The organism is Paenibacillus sp. Y5S-9 (genome assembly GCF_036894235.1).
In the GTDB taxonomy this organism is placed as follows: Bacteria; Bacillota; Bacilli; order Paenibacillales; family Paenibacillaceae; genus Paenibacillus.
The window spans coordinates 3531715-3545750 of sequence record NZ_CP145887.1 but is presented as its reverse complement, the minus strand read 5'-3'; the positions used below and the strand labels follow the sequence as shown (position 1 = coordinate 3545750).

Genomic DNA, 14036 nt, shown 5'->3' with positions numbered 1-14036 from the left:
CCCTCAGCTCAGTTATCCTTGCATTGCATAGCCTATTCCTTGACTGCTCCAATAACGATCCCCTTAACGAAGAAACGTTGTAAAAACGGGTATACCATCAGGATCGGAAGCGCGCCGATAAAGATCTGTGCTGCGCGTACGGTTCGCTGCGAGATATTCTCCAACATGGAAGGATCGACGTTGATTTTGCTGAGATCTTGCTGAACGATAATGGTCTGTAACAGAGAAGCAAGTGGATAATTTTTAATATCAGACATATAGATCATGCCGTCGAACCAGGAGTTCCACTGATACACCATCGTAAATAAGGACAAGGTTGCGATCGCTGGAAGCGATAGTGGTACGTAAACCAGGATCAATGTTTTGATATGACCTGCTCCATCCAAATAGGCGGCTTCTTCAAGCTCTTTGGGTAGACCGCGGAAGAAGTTCATCATGAGAATAACGTTCCACACGGACAGTGCGCCAGGCAGAATAAGTGCCCAGATGGTATTCATCAAGCCAAGCTTCTGGATCAGAATGTAACTTGGAATCAAACCGCCACTGAACAATATGGTGAAAACAAAGAACCATGTATACAAAGAGCGACCTTTAAAACTGATGTCTTCCTTGGACAACGGAAACGCGGTTATGAGCATGATGACCATACCGATGATCGTCGCAATTACAGTTCTCTTAAGTGACACGATCAAGGAGTTGATGAAGTTTGAATTTCCGAATGTTTTTACATAAGCGTCGGTTGTGAACCCCATGGGCCAGAAGGTAACCAGGTTTGATGATGCTGGCGCCATACTGCTGAACGAAACAGCCAATATATGAATAATTGGTAAAATGCAGAGTATCGATAATATCCCAAGAAAAGTATAATTAGCGATGCTGAATATGCGGTATCCTCTAGTTTTATAATACAAGCCCTTTTCTCCTCTCTAGAAAACTCGATAATTAGCCAGTTTGTAAGCCATTCTGTACGATATAACAATCAAAATGGTAGCTACCACTGATTTGAACAACCCTACTGCTGTGGCAAAACTCATCTTCCCGTTCAGAATGCCGAGTCGATATACAAAGGTGTCAATGATGTCGCCTTTGTCATACACAAGCGGATTGTACAAGTTGAATACCTGATCAAAACCGGCGTTCAAGATGTTGCCGATAGAGAGTGTCATCAATACAATTGTAATCGGCATTAATGCCGGAATCGTAATGTGCAACGTCTGTTTAAATCGGTTGGCCCCATCCACCTCGGCAGCCTCGTAGAGTGCAGGATTAATTCCTGAGAGAGAAGCCAGAAATACGATCGTACCAAAACCAAATTCTTTCCACACATCACTGAGGATCAGCGTTATTCGGAACCATGTACCGTCTCCCAGGAAGAAGATCGGTTCTCCTCCAAAGGCTACGACAAGCTGGTTGACCATGCCGCCCTGAGGAGACAGGATATCGAGCAGAATACCACCGAGAATAACCCATGATAGGAAATGCGGTAGATACACAAGCGTTTGACTTACTCTCTTGAATGCCGTTAAGCGCACTTCATTGAGCAAAATGGCAAACAGGAATGGAGCGAACAGACCTGCAATGATTTTGAAAAATGCAATGACCAGCGTATTCCAGATCACCTGACCTACGTCCGGATATAAGAACAAATATCGAAAATTGTCCCAACCCACCCATTTGGATTCAGAAAATCCCAAGTATGGCTTAAAATCCTGAAAAGCAATTACAATGCCGCCCATCGGTATGTACTGAAACACCAGTGCCAGCAATACGGCTGGAACGAGCATCATATGCAAGGTCCAATTCCGTTGCATATTCCAGCGCTGTTTAACCCTGGTGGAGCGCCGTTTATGCGGCGTTTCTAACGTATGTTCCTTCACTCCTGCATCCCCCATGTTCTAAATTTTGTATTTTACAAGTCATCGTGAACTTGTATATTAAAATTATAGCAATGGAAATTTGCGATCTATATCCTAATATTGCAACAACGATATCACTATTTTAATGAGATTTAGGAGGTTGGACTTTGTTTACACGTATGAATGTCTTTACCAAAATTACATTGTTGTTTGTGATGCTGCTTATTCTGGTGCTGTTTCTCTATACATACTCGAACCGGGAAAGCGTGCGTGTTATCGAACACGAGATTCAGAACAATACGATGAATCATCTCTCAACATTTGCTGATTCAGTAGAATCCAACATTTACCAATTGTCATTGTATGGGATGTCTATTGGGCAAGATTCGAGTATTCAGGAGTATCAACGCCCCGACTACAAGGACATTCCCTATGAACGTGTGAAAGTTGGAAGCGCCATTCTGGAAAAGATGAATCTGTACAACGCAGCAAGCAAATGGCATTCGACCATCACACTATACTTCCCAAGGATGGAAAAAGTGATATCAACGGATTATTATGCTTACATTCCGTACAGGAATGATGAGTTTAAGGAGCCTCTCTCCCAATCCTGGACCTATGCCGACAATCAATTTATCTGGTACACTACCGATCCAACGACAGCGATGGCGAGACCTGACAAAGCCAGATTGATTACCAAAATCAGTTTTCCAGTTCATCACTTAACTGCACTTCTTAATCAAAACAAGTTAAATAATAAAGGTGACCCGTTCATGTTCCATCCCGATTATGGGTTAATCAGCAATAGTTCTGGAAAGGAAACCTTGAACGCGATCCTGCCTTCCCTGAAAGAAGCAAAACTGCAGGCCAGCGGTGGATTTAGCACAACGTTAAACAAAACGGAATATTACGTCTCCTATATTCAATCCAAGAGCCTGGGCTGGTATTATGTTGACTATGTGCCAATGCAACAGATTTTGAAACCGATTACGAGCAGCCGAAATCTGTTTTACGCTTCAATTGCCGTTCTGATCGTAATGAGTGTTGTTGTTTTATATACACTCTACCGAAGTGTACAGCTTCCGCTTCTACAGCTGGTAAAAGGGACAAATCGCTTATCCACAGGGGATTTTTCCGTTCGGCTTCATCATTCTGCACGCAATGAGTTCAGCCTGTTATTTGCACGTTTCAACATCATGGCTCAACGAATTCAAGAACTAATTGAGAATGTATATGAGGAGAAATTACGAAGTCGGGAAGCCACACTCAAACAGTTACAATCGCAGATTAATCCGCATTTTCTATATAACTGCCTGTTCTATATCAAGAACATGGCCCGAATGAAAAATGAAAAGGCCGTGGTAGCCATGGCACTGAATCTGGGAGAGTATTACCGATACATAACCAGGTCCGAAAAGGATCAAGCCACGCTTCGTGAAGAACTGACGATGGTCAAAAATTATTTGGAAATCCAGTCACTTCGTCTGGAACGAATGCATTTTACAATCGACGTGCCCCATGATATTTTAGATAAAACAGTTCCCAGACTAACCCTCCAGCCTATTATTGAGAACGCTATTATTCATGGTCTGGAGCCCAAATCGGTAGATGGTGAAATTAAAATCTATGCGGACTGCGAGGGTGATGTATACACGATTATCGTGGAGGACAGCGGGCTTGGCATGTCTGAGAAACAGCTTGATCATCTGAGGGATAATCTTCTTAAACCGCTGGATGAGAATATGGGATGTGGTACATGGAATGTCCATCAGCGTTTGTCTTTCCTGTACGGTGAAGGATCTGGACTATCTTATGAACAGTCTTCAATGGGTGGAATTAAAGTTAACATCACATGGCACGACAATACAGACAAGTAGGTGAACGACCCATGCTGCAAATATTACTAGTTGACGATGAACGTTCCGTCGTGGAAACGCTGGCAGAGACCATTCCGTGGGAAAGCTGCGGGATCGGTACAGTTCATGAAGCCTTATCCGGTGCAGTAGCGCTGGAAATTATGGACAACCACGATATTGACATTGTAATTACGGATATACGTATGCCCGAAATGTCAGGCATTGCACTAATTACAGCGATTCATGAAAAGTGGCCGCATGTGCAGACAATTCTTTTATCAGGTCACGCCGACTTTGAATATGCGAAACAGGCCATTGCACAGGAAAGCTTTGATTACTTGCTGAAACCTGTTAGTGATGAAGATCTCATCGAATCCGTGCAACGTCTTGTTCATCGAATTAAAGAAAAGTGGGAAACAGCAGCATCTCATCAAAGAGCCTTACACGCCTTTCAGGATCATCTGCCATTGCTTCAATCCACGATGCTGCATGAGTTGCTGACTGGAAAAGTCTATGATCAGAAGACGCTGGCAGACAAGCTTGATCTGCTGGAGCTTCCCTACTCCGTAGGAGAAGATCTCGGCATGCTGATTATTCGTATGGAGAAACATCTATCCGATATGGCACACGGCGACCTGGCTTTAATGGAATATGCGATATGTAATATCATAAGTGAAGTGATGCATAATCATTTTCATATCTGGCACACACGAGACGTGCATGATTACATTGTTGTTCTGGTAAGCATGAAACATTCCACAACGATGAGTTACAGCAGGAGTGAGACGCCTCAGACATTGCTTGAGCAGTATGCTGCCCAGATTCAAACCAATGTTCAGTTATACCTGAAAGGTGCAATCTCCATTTCCGTCTCCAGTTGGGGCAAGTTTCCCCATGAAATTGGAGAACTCTATGAGCGAACGGTCATGTCCATGCGTAAACGGATGGGTCAGGTGCAAGGTTTGTTTGTCACCGCTTCCGATGAAACAGATGCCAATCCTCTACATACGATCAGGTCGCTGTATCAGCCACCAACGTTGATTAGCCTGCTCGAAGCTGGTCGCTTTGAGGATGTCGAACAGAAAATCGAGCACATTTTTGAGGAACTGCTGCATTCCAATGAACATCATGATATTGCGGAGTCAACCTTTGAGGTGTATTTTGCTATTGCGGGTGCGTTTGCGTACATCATTCATAAAAATGGCAAACAAATCTCTTCTTTGATTCCAGCAGAGTTCTATCGTTACTTTCAAGCTCCCAGTTACTCCACTGCACAGCAATTACAGGACTGGTCCATACGCACACTTCATTACATAAGAGATGATGCCGAACAAGAGCTCAGAGACAATCACAGCACCATTGTACGCAGCGTCAAAAGTTTCGTCGACCTTCATCTGGCTGGAGATGTATCACTGCCTGCAATTGCCGACCATGTGCATCTGCATCCAGTGTACTTGTCCAAGGTATACAAGGCGGAGACCGGTGAAGCACTTACTGCCTATGTGTACCGATTAAGAATGGAGAAAGCAGCCTATCATTTGCGAACATCAACCGCCAAAGTATTTGAGATTGCAGAACTTGTCGGTTACAACAATACCGCATATTTCATTCGAGTCTTCAAGAAATTTTATGATCTTACTCCGCAAGAATATCGGGAAAATCTGCCGGTTTAAGAGAGTACTCAGGCCAGTCTTGACGTTCTGGTAATCTTCTCCGGTTTCCTCTTCTCCATATCAAATACAAAAAGGCATTGCCGGAGATCTTCTCCTGCAATGCCTTTTTGGTGCTTATGTGGCCGCGATGAATCAATTCAGCCAGCCCTGCGTCATCCTATTTTCCGCTTTTCACGGAATCATACCACTCGTTAACTTCTTTTGTAATCTGATCTCCACCTGAAGACTTCCACTTCTCAACAAATGAGTCGAATGCATCAACAGAGGTTTTGCCATATACAATTTGAGAGAAGGTATCCTTCTCCATCTTTGTCAAAATATCATTGTTCATTTGCATCGTCATGGAAGGTGCACCGGTAAACATTTGATTGAAAACGATGTCCTTTTGATCCAATACAATCTTGGCTGCATCAAGCATAGGTACTGGTACACCTGATTTGATTTTCTTCTCAAACGGTGTAGTTGCTTCTTCACCACTTGCCAGCTTCGCGAGTGTTGTCATACTCAGATTCGGAATTCTCGCGCCATCAAAAGTCAACGTGTACTTCTCGGGAGCATAACCACCCGTAAGAGCTGCATCGGTTGATGGTTTCCCATCTACCATAACCCAATCGTATCCTTCCGCAAATCCATGCTCAAACTCATCGCCCTCTTTAGGATTCGCATAGTGATCAAAAAGATAGTTCTGATAGGTGAAAAAGGCTTCCGGATTTTTCATGTCTTTGTTAATCAGAACTACGCCGTTTCCGTTTGACGTACCATGTCTTCCTGCTTGACCATTTGGACCGGAAGGAATGGGATACGCCTTGTATTCAGCCTCAGGATTGTTTTTCTTCACATCCTCCAACGGCCATGATGGCATCCAGTGAGGACCAACCACAATACCTGCTTTTCCGGCAGTAAATTCTTCAGCTGCTTTTGTCTCGTCATACACGCCGGCTTCTTCCGGGATATACCCTTTGCTCATCCAGCTTTGTAATTTGGCCAAAGCCTGTTTCGCACCAGGTGTAACGGAACCGTATTCAAGTTTTCCGTCTGCCGTCAGATTCCATTGGTTTGGCATTGTACCATAAGCGCCAAATACCCACCCAGCTTCAGACATCCATGTGTTCAGCCAGTTCTTGAAGCCAATGGTGAGTCCGTAAGTGTCCTGCTTCCCATTGCCATCCGGATCTTGATTCGTAAACGTTTCCATAATAACTTCAAGATCATCTATCGTTTTAGGTGCTTCCAGATTGAATTTCTTCATCCAGTCTTCACGGATCCACATAACAGGATCACCATTATATGAATAGTCCAGAATCGGAATACCGATCTTTTTGCCATCTTGCATGTATGGATACCATACGGAAGGATCTTCGTTTACGGCTGCTTTCCATGTGTCGCTGGCATATTTGTCAAACAACTCGCCCGCATCGACAAATTTTCCGGACTCAATCAATTCACGTACCAGATTAAATTCGCCGCGATACGAAATAATGTCCGGCATGTCCGCATTGGAAGCAAGCGATAGACGCAGTTTTGTCTCAAATGCATTATTGGTAGAAGGAGATATCCACTGGTTTTTCAACTCAATTCCGAGTTTCTCCTTGGCCCATTTTGTATGGACGTTGTTATCCTGATCCTCGCCTGACTTAAACTTCACGTCTGGACCCCATGGTCGTAAATACGTAATGGATATTGGTGGATCATACTTCCCATTTTTGAGCTCCAACGTTGTCGCTGGTGTACTCGATTCTGTTTTCTTGTCGCTCCCGTTACTACACCCACTCAGGGCTGCAGATAGGGCCAATACACCGATCATGACCAAACTGCCTACTCGTCTCTTTTTACTTGTGTCCAACTTCGTTCCCCCAGTCTATGTAATGTTGCTTACAGGTTAATCATAATGAATGTTTGATATTTATGCCCATACTAATATTGCAACATTTATTGCATTAATTTAGGATATTGGATATTGAATACATATATTGAATAAATACAACGCCTGAATATAGAAAAAAAGCAGCCGCTAACGGCTGCTTCAGTCTGCTTAATTACTCGTATATTTGACCCAATCATATTCCGCATAGAGCGGATTGGCGCCGTTATAAGGACCGAGCCAGCTATCTACTCCTGTTCCATTCCACAGGTTCATCATAATTTTTCCGGGTGTTTTAGGAATATTGCTGGTTGCCGTATGCTTCAATACACCATCAACATACCACTTGATATGTCCCGGCTGCCAGTCAAATGCGTACGTATGGAAACCTTGGGATGCATCAAAACCTAGATTGATAATCTTCTCATGATTACCAACTCCATTGGTGTAATAATTAAACTGCACTTTGGTTGTGTCTTTTCCTAAAAATTCGATATCAATCTCATCCCATTGGGTGCCATGTGCGGGCCCTGTGTATGTGAAAAATGAGGAAACTACACCTGTGTTCTTGGCAGGTTTCATACTGACTTCATACAAGCCGTACCCATACGTATTCGTGGAACGGTACTCTCCGCAATCAAATTTGTTCTGTGCAGAGCTGGTCAAACCAAGCTTAAGCTTGCCGTCACTTGTAAAATTAACATTGTTAGCCCTCCACGTACAGTTAAACATGTTCCCGTTGGAATACCCATCTGCTTTTTGCCACGTACTTGCGTTAAAATAGGTTAGAGGTTCCCAGAACACATAACCCGCGAAAGCGCTTACTGAAAAAAACAAAGAGACGACACCAGTCACCACCAACGTATACCAAGACTTTCTCTTCATCATACACCTCCATGAATAATTCCAACATGTACAAGCAGTATAATAATAGATAGCGCTTACATGGTTGGTATTTCCATTTTATCTGGAAGCAGAGTAGTACACTATAGCAAACTTTAAAGCAGAGATATTCATTTTTTAAGATTCTCGTTTCCGTATCTCATTATGACACGTAAAAACTATGCTACTTTCATACACGTAAGATTGATTGAATGAAGCGCCTGCCCTTCAGCATAGAAGGAATCAGGCGCTCCATGAAAACCATTTTTACATATATCTCAACATGTTTGTTAATTTACTCACCCTAAAAGGGTCTATTTCGCACCAGCTTGTACCAAAATGTCTTCAATTTCCTTGAAGCCTTTATTCTGCGCATGACTGAGCGGTGACACCCCATCACGATCCGATATGTTTACGTCTGCTCCGTGGTCAATGAGTAATTGTATCGTCTCCTGCTGCTGAGCATTGCCATCGTTAAGAATGATCGCTTCGAGTAGTGCTGTCCATCCCAATTGATTCACATGGTCCACATCCACCGAAGTTTGAGTCAGTAATTCTTGCACTACATCCACATATCCATGCTCCGAAGCTGGAATAAGTGCTGTCCCTCCATATCGATTCGTTATCGCTGGGTCCGCTCCCGCCTCAATTGTCAGCTTCAAAATATCCAAGTATCCTTCAGCTCCAGCATACAGAAACGGGGTATTTTGCATATCGTCCTGTATATTCACATCTGCCCCCGCTTCAATTAACACTTTAGCCGATGTTAGATCATTATTGTAAGTTGCAATCATTGTAGAGGTTCGTCCATTCTGATCTTGAGCATTGATATTGGCGCCCGCTTGAATCATTTGTTCGATGCGTTCAGTATCGCTGTCCTCTACTGCCTTGAACAGCTGTTCATCTGCTGAAGTCACGGCCTTTTCCTCCACATTGGATTCATTTCTCACTTCAGGCACGCAGCCTTGAACGATCAACATACTGCTTATCAGGACAACGATAATCAGCGATTTACTCATACTGCCTCCCTTACTCCAGTGTCAAGGTGACCGAAGAAGCGACACTCCAATCGCCAACTGGATTTATTGTATACGTAGTACCTGGAATCAACTTCCCATCATTCGTTATGTCGAATACGCCCGTCGCACCTTTTCGACTTGAATATTTATAAGTGGCCGTCAGAACATTCCCGCTAGGTGAAGTTAACGTTACACTTCGACCAGAGAACAGTTCATCCCCAGGATCCTGGTCAAGTGTAACTTCAATGGAGGTTTCGCTCACTGCTTGAGCACTTGCAACCACTAGTGCATCAAACGATTTCGCCGTAAATGAAGCATTTTCGATGTTGGCCCAATCCGAAGAAACCGTATATGTGACTCCTGATTTCAGCGTTTGTCCTTCAGGCAAACGGAACTTCGGTTCTTGTTTACCGTCTGTGGATTGCGTGAACGGGACATATCTGGCAACGATAGGCTCGCCACCTTCTGGCGTAATTACAACTTGTCTTGCCTGCATGGAAGAAATGATTTGATATGTTTTGCCTCCTGCTTGCTCTTGATCATTCAGCACAAATGCATTAGCTCCTCGACCACCGCTGTAAGCCGAAATGATGTAACCGTAATCCACTACACCATTCACTTGCAGTGCTTCAATCTCGAATGTATCATTCGTTACTTGACTAGCCGTTGTCATGTTTATTTTCGTGGCACTACCTTCAAAGGAACCAGCGTCTTGGCCTTTGTAAGTCAGGTTGTACACTTCACCAGCATCTTGTACGGACGTTGGAACGATGTAAGTCGCAATTGACCCTGTTTTCAAACGGGGCATATTGGTTAACGTCAGCCCAGCACTAAACGCAAAATCCGTTTGTGCCTTGGCAAAAGCTTCATTCGCCGCTGTCAGCGGTTTGTCAAAAGTTACAATTAACGTAATGGCATTCAGAGATCTAACGCTCTTAATTTGAGCTTGCTCCGAAGGAATAGCTTGGTGTGCAGTTTGCAACAACACCGCTGTTTCGCCACGCGTTGCTGTACCGTTCTCGGAGTAGAACTCGCTCATCCAATGGTGAACGGACTTAACATCACGTTGCATCGCTTTGGATACGACCTGTTCGAGTTCAGCATCCGACACTTGACTTTGCGGATTGAATTGTCCATCGTTAGCCTGCATGATGCCAAGTTCAACAAGCTTTGACGCATATGGCGCATACCATGCATTCGGATTCACATCTGATAGTTCTACGATTTCTCCCGCCTTGCTCTCCAAATTAAACGTTTTGAAAACCAATGAAGCTAACTCCGAACGCGTAATGGCTCGATGTTCACCCATAGATTGATCTGCATAACCGTTCATGATTCCCAAGCTATTCAGATCCTTGATAGCAGCTTCAATCTGTTGTTGGGTAAGCTGTGTGGTTGTTGCCGCAATGTTAGTAACGTATGTAGCTGCATGTACTTGATTCGCAGTTAGCGGGAATACTGCTGTACCTAATGCAGTTATGGTTAAAAAAGTAGCGATTTTGCGGGTTGTAGAATTCATAGTTGAATTCCTCCTCTATAGGTTGTAGTTGCCTGTATCTATAGAATAGAGGACAAAAAGAAACTCCCAAGGACAAAGTTATTAACAAAATATAAACTGGCTCTAAATTTTCACGAAACTTATGCAGTAAACCGATAGCCCGCGCCCCAGACGGTTTCGATATACTCTGGATTTTTGGGGTCTGTCTCCAGCTTCCCACGCAGTTTGCGAATATGGACGGTTACCGTTGCAATGTCTCCGGTGGAATCCATGCCCCAGATCCGCTCGAACAGATCAGATTTGCTGAATACACGATTGGGATGACTCGCAAGAAATACAAGTAACTCGAATTCCTTGGTTGTAATCGCCACCTCTTCTCCATTAACAAAAACGCGGCGTGATCCTTTATCAATGTGAAGCCCGCGAATGTGGATTTCATCCTGCTCAGCTGGTTTGATTTTACCAAGTAGTCTCTCGTATCGGGTCAAATGAGCCTTTGCTCGCGCAACTAATTCACTTGGGCTGAACGGTTTTGTAATAAAGTCATCAACTCCCAGATTAAATGTCCTGATCTTATCGATTTCTTCCTTTTTCGCGGAAACAACAAGGATGGGCACCTCTTTTACCTCGCGAATGCGCCTGCAACATTCGAAGCCGTCGAGTCCCGGAAGCATCAGATCAACAATGATCAGATTATAGTCCCCCTCCAGTGCCTGTTTCAGGCCTTCATCTCCAGTATGGCAGAGATCCACAGAAAATCCGTTGAGCTCAAAATAATCCCGTTCCAGTTCCGCGATCGTTGTTTCATCTTCAATGATCAAAATGTTTGCCATTACTCATTAGTCCCTCTCTTCATTCAGCCGTTTCAGCTTGATATATATGCTCGTGCCATCATTAGGCTGGCTTTCTGCCCAGATGAAGCCCCCATGTCCATCAATGATTTGGCGGGCTATTGCCAGTCCAAGTCCACTTCCGCCCGTTGAGGAATTGCGGGATTGTTCTGCACGATAAAAGCGTTCAAATATATAAGGCAGTGCCTCTTCGGGTATTCCCCTGCCATTATCTTTAAAGGCCATTGTAATCCATTTCTCATCAGCTTGAAGTGTAATCTCGAACCGTTTGTGTTCATTCTCCATGTATTTGAGTGCATTATCCACCACATTAACAACGGTACGTTTTAACTTCTCTGGATCCACAGCAGCCATGGCGGGACCAGACACCTGGTTAATCCAATCCAGGGCAACACCTTTATCCTCCAGATCATATCTCAGCTCTTCGATGCTATCTTCAAGGAAATCAGCGAGATCAACTGTCTTGAACAGGAAAGGTTCTTGGTTCAAGTCGAGCTTGGAATACAAAAACAGTTCATCCACCAGCTTATCCATGCTAACTGCTTTGGAGTGAATGATATTAACGTAACTCTCCATTTTCTCGGGAGTATTAGCCACTCCGTCACGAATACCCTCAATATACCCTTTGATATTGGTAATCGGCGTACGGAGATCATGCGAAATGTTGGAGATGAGCTCTTTGCGATTCACTTCGTCCTGCTCTCGTAATGCATAGGAGAGCTGTAATTGATTCCGCATGCTCTCAAACGCTTCGCTGAGTTGACCAACCTCGTCATTGGAGTTTAGCTGAAGCTTAAAGGATAGATTGCCATCCTTAATATGTTCGGCTGAGCTTCGTAGTTGATTCAGCGGCTTAATGAAACTGCGAGTGATCCAGCGGAACAAGAGTAGATTTGCAATGATGAGGACGCCAATAAGCAGGAATGACATCACAGGTAGCAGTTTGCGAGTAAGTTCCGCAAAGGGGCTTCTCTCGCGAATGACAAAGATACTCCCTCGTTCCCCGTCTGAATACTGAAAATCAAATTTTGCATACGCGTAAAATCGCTCACCAATATTGAAGGTGCTCCGAATCTGGTAATTGTTAAGATCATAGGCAGGCAGTGCTTGCTTCAGTTCTGGCTGGTTGAAGGTCAGCGATTCGAAGATCTGGCTATTCTCCCGTCTGACGTAGAGCCCTGACTTCTCAGCTCGAAGCTTCATATCATATTCACGCAGCAAAACCTTGTTCTGCAGGTCGTCCGGGTCATTTTTGGCCAGGAACTTCATCTCTTGAAAGATCGATTCTCCCTGTTCAGTCAGCGGGTTGATCTGATAATGTACCTTGTATATATCACGGAAACTCTGTAGATCCCCTGTGGCCGCAATCGTATACAGACTTGCCGTAAGCAGGATGAACAGTAGACTTATAACGAGCATGCCCGTGAAAGACAGCAGCATTTTTATTCGAATTGACATGGGTTCCCCTTCTCAAGCAAGCAATTGGATTAGTTAGTGCACATGTTAACACAAGATGGATTCTATTGCCCATATGTAAAAAAAGAGCTTTCTTTATCATTATATATGTTGACAGTGATAATCGTTATCAATAATGTTGGAGTAAGGTGCACAACGATTTATCTTAGAATGACCGGCAAACACTTTTGAAATGAGGTACGTAATGTGAAAGTAGACGTTAATCAGTTAGCAGCGCATTTTGCACACATTCCTTTTCAAGTAGAAGGAGTATATCGATATGCTAGAAATCCAGGGGTTCCCCCGGCTGACTATACCGATTCTTTTCCTGGATTTGTATTTCCTCTTACAGGAAAAATACAATTTCAATTTGATGGTACGCCCTATATCTTTTCACCAGGAAAAGTTGTACATGGGGGCGCGAAAATGAAACTGGATCAAACCGTGTTTCATAGAACGGACTGGGAATACATCCTCGTTTTATACCGGATATGTAGTTCGGACCTCGAAGAGACAAGCTTTTCCCATCAGCATTTTGAATTATCAACGGGTCAGTCCCCACGTCTGATCGAATTAATCACGCGTCTTTGGCATGTGTATAATCAGCGTGGAGGTATTTCAAAGTTTCAGACCGAGATGCTGTTTCGCGATGTACTGAATGAGACTTTAATATGTGTTGATCATAGGCAAAATAGTGGTGAATCAGATGTTTTATTCGAACGGGTCTCTACCTATATCCAAGAATACTATGATCAAAGTCTGACTGTCGCATCGCTTGCAGAACAAAATAACGTTAATCGAAATCGACTTTCCTACGTGTTTAGAAGACATGCGGGTATGGGTCCGGCAGAATATGTTTTGAAATATCGTATAAACATGGCACAGCAAATGTTATTGGCAAGTGATGCGTCTGTACAACAGATTGCTGAGACCGTTGGCATTACTGACCCCTTTTATTTTAGCAGAGTGTTCAAGAAACAATGTGGTATTTCTCCTACGGAGTATCGTCTGAAGTTCATCAATAATCCATCCTGATTTCAATAGGCATCCATGTTATACAAAAGCTTAGATCAGTATACTGAACA

General features: G+C 43.7%; 11 protein-coding genes. 3 read left to right on the top strand and 8 right to left on the bottom strand.

The features are described from left to right. Positions 1 to 32: 32 nt before the first annotated feature. Positions 33 to 911: a carbohydrate ABC transporter permease gene (locus V6669_RS15700; RefSeq protein ID WP_338586810.1), complete on the bottom strand. Its 879-nt coding sequence runs from the start codon at positions 909 to 911 to the stop codon at positions 33 to 35. 15 nt (positions 912 to 926) lie between these two features. Next, positions 927 to 1811, bottom strand: a complete 885-nt coding sequence (locus V6669_RS15695; RefSeq protein WP_223199991.1) for an ABC transporter permease subunit — start codon at positions 1809 to 1811, stop codon at positions 927 to 929. A 212-nt stretch (positions 1812 to 2023) separates the two neighbouring features. On the opposite strand from V6669_RS15695, the gene V6669_RS15690 reads away from it, so the two are divergent. Together V6669_RS15690 and V6669_RS15685 are read left to right on the top strand one after the other, a co-directional pair. Further along, positions 2024 to 3733: a histidine kinase gene (locus tag V6669_RS15690; RefSeq protein ID WP_338586809.1), complete on the top strand. Its 1710-nt coding sequence runs from the start codon at positions 2024 to 2026 to the stop codon at positions 3731 to 3733. A gap of 11 nt (positions 3734 to 3744) precedes the next feature. Next, entirely contained in the window at positions 3745 to 5385 is a 1641-nt protein-coding gene (locus V6669_RS15685; RefSeq protein WP_338586807.1) for a response regulator, read from the top strand. 157 nt (positions 5386 to 5542) lie between these two features. Here V6669_RS15685 and V6669_RS15680 read toward each other — a convergent pair whose 3' ends face one another. The 6 genes from V6669_RS15680 to V6669_RS15655 form a co-directional block, all read right to left on the bottom strand. Then, a complete protein-coding gene (locus tag V6669_RS15680) occupies positions 5543 to 7228 on the bottom strand; it encodes an extracellular solute-binding protein (protein ID WP_338586806.1) in 1686 nt (561 codons plus the stop codon). A 189-nt stretch (positions 7229 to 7417) separates the two neighbouring features. Next, the gene (locus V6669_RS15675) at positions 7418 to 8131 is read right to left on the bottom strand and encodes a glycoside hydrolase family 16 protein (protein WP_338594963.1); all 714 of its coding nucleotides are present in this window, start codon (positions 8129 to 8131) and stop codon (positions 7418 to 7420) included. 311 nt (positions 8132 to 8442) lie between these two features. Further along, positions 8443 to 9147 (bottom strand): ankyrin repeat domain-containing protein, encoded by a 705-nt coding sequence (locus V6669_RS15670; protein WP_338586805.1) that lies wholly within the window; start codon positions 9145 to 9147, stop codon positions 8443 to 8445. 10 nt (positions 9148 to 9157) lie between these two features. Further along, on the bottom strand, positions 9158 to 10666 hold the full coding sequence (locus V6669_RS15665) for an S-layer homology domain-containing protein (RefSeq protein ID WP_338586803.1): 1509 nt from the start codon (positions 10664 to 10666) through the stop codon (positions 9158 to 9160). A gap of 119 nt (positions 10667 to 10785) precedes the next feature. Next, on the bottom strand, positions 10786 to 11478 hold the full coding sequence (locus tag V6669_RS15660) for a response regulator transcription factor (protein WP_338586801.1): 693 nt from the start codon (positions 11476 to 11478) through the stop codon (positions 10786 to 10788). A 6-nt stretch (positions 11479 to 11484) separates the two neighbouring features. Further along, entirely contained in the window at positions 11485 to 12954 is a 1470-nt protein-coding gene (locus tag V6669_RS15655; protein ID WP_091030238.1) for a HAMP domain-containing sensor histidine kinase, read from the bottom strand. A gap of 204 nt (positions 12955 to 13158) precedes the next feature. Between V6669_RS15655 and V6669_RS15650 the strand changes: the two genes are divergently transcribed. Next, a complete protein-coding gene (locus V6669_RS15650; RefSeq protein ID WP_289389149.1) occupies positions 13159 to 13986 on the top strand; it encodes an AraC family transcriptional regulator in 828 nt (275 codons plus the stop codon). Positions 13987 to 14036: the final 50 nt, after the last annotated feature.

Excerpts from the sequence above, each read along its gene's own strand:
- V6669_RS15695 (WP_223199991.1), bottom strand. The coding sequence starts at position 1,811 with ATGCAACGGAATTGGACCTTGCATATGATGCTCGTTCCAGCCGTATTG.
- V6669_RS15675 (WP_338594963.1), bottom strand. The coding sequence starts at position 8,131 with ATGAAGAGAAAGTCTTGGTATACGTTGGTGGTGACTGGTGTCGTCTCT.
- V6669_RS15665 (WP_338586803.1), bottom strand. The coding sequence starts at position 10,666 with ATGAATTCTACAACCCGCAAAATCGCTACTTTTTTAACCATAACTGCA.
- V6669_RS15670 (WP_338586805.1), bottom strand. The coding sequence starts at position 9,147 with ATGAGTAAATCGCTGATTATCGTTGTCCTGATAAGCAGTATGTTGATC.
- V6669_RS15685 (WP_338586807.1), top strand. The coding sequence starts at position 3,745 with ATGCTGCAAATATTACTAGTTGACGATGAACGTTCCGTCGTGGAAACG.
- V6669_RS15660 (WP_338586801.1), bottom strand. The coding sequence starts at position 11,478 with ATGGCAAACATTTTGATCATTGAAGATGAAACAACGATCGCGGAACTG.
- V6669_RS15655 (WP_091030238.1), bottom strand. The coding sequence starts at position 12,954 with ATGTCAATTCGAATAAAAATGCTGCTGTCTTTCACGGGCATGCTCGTT.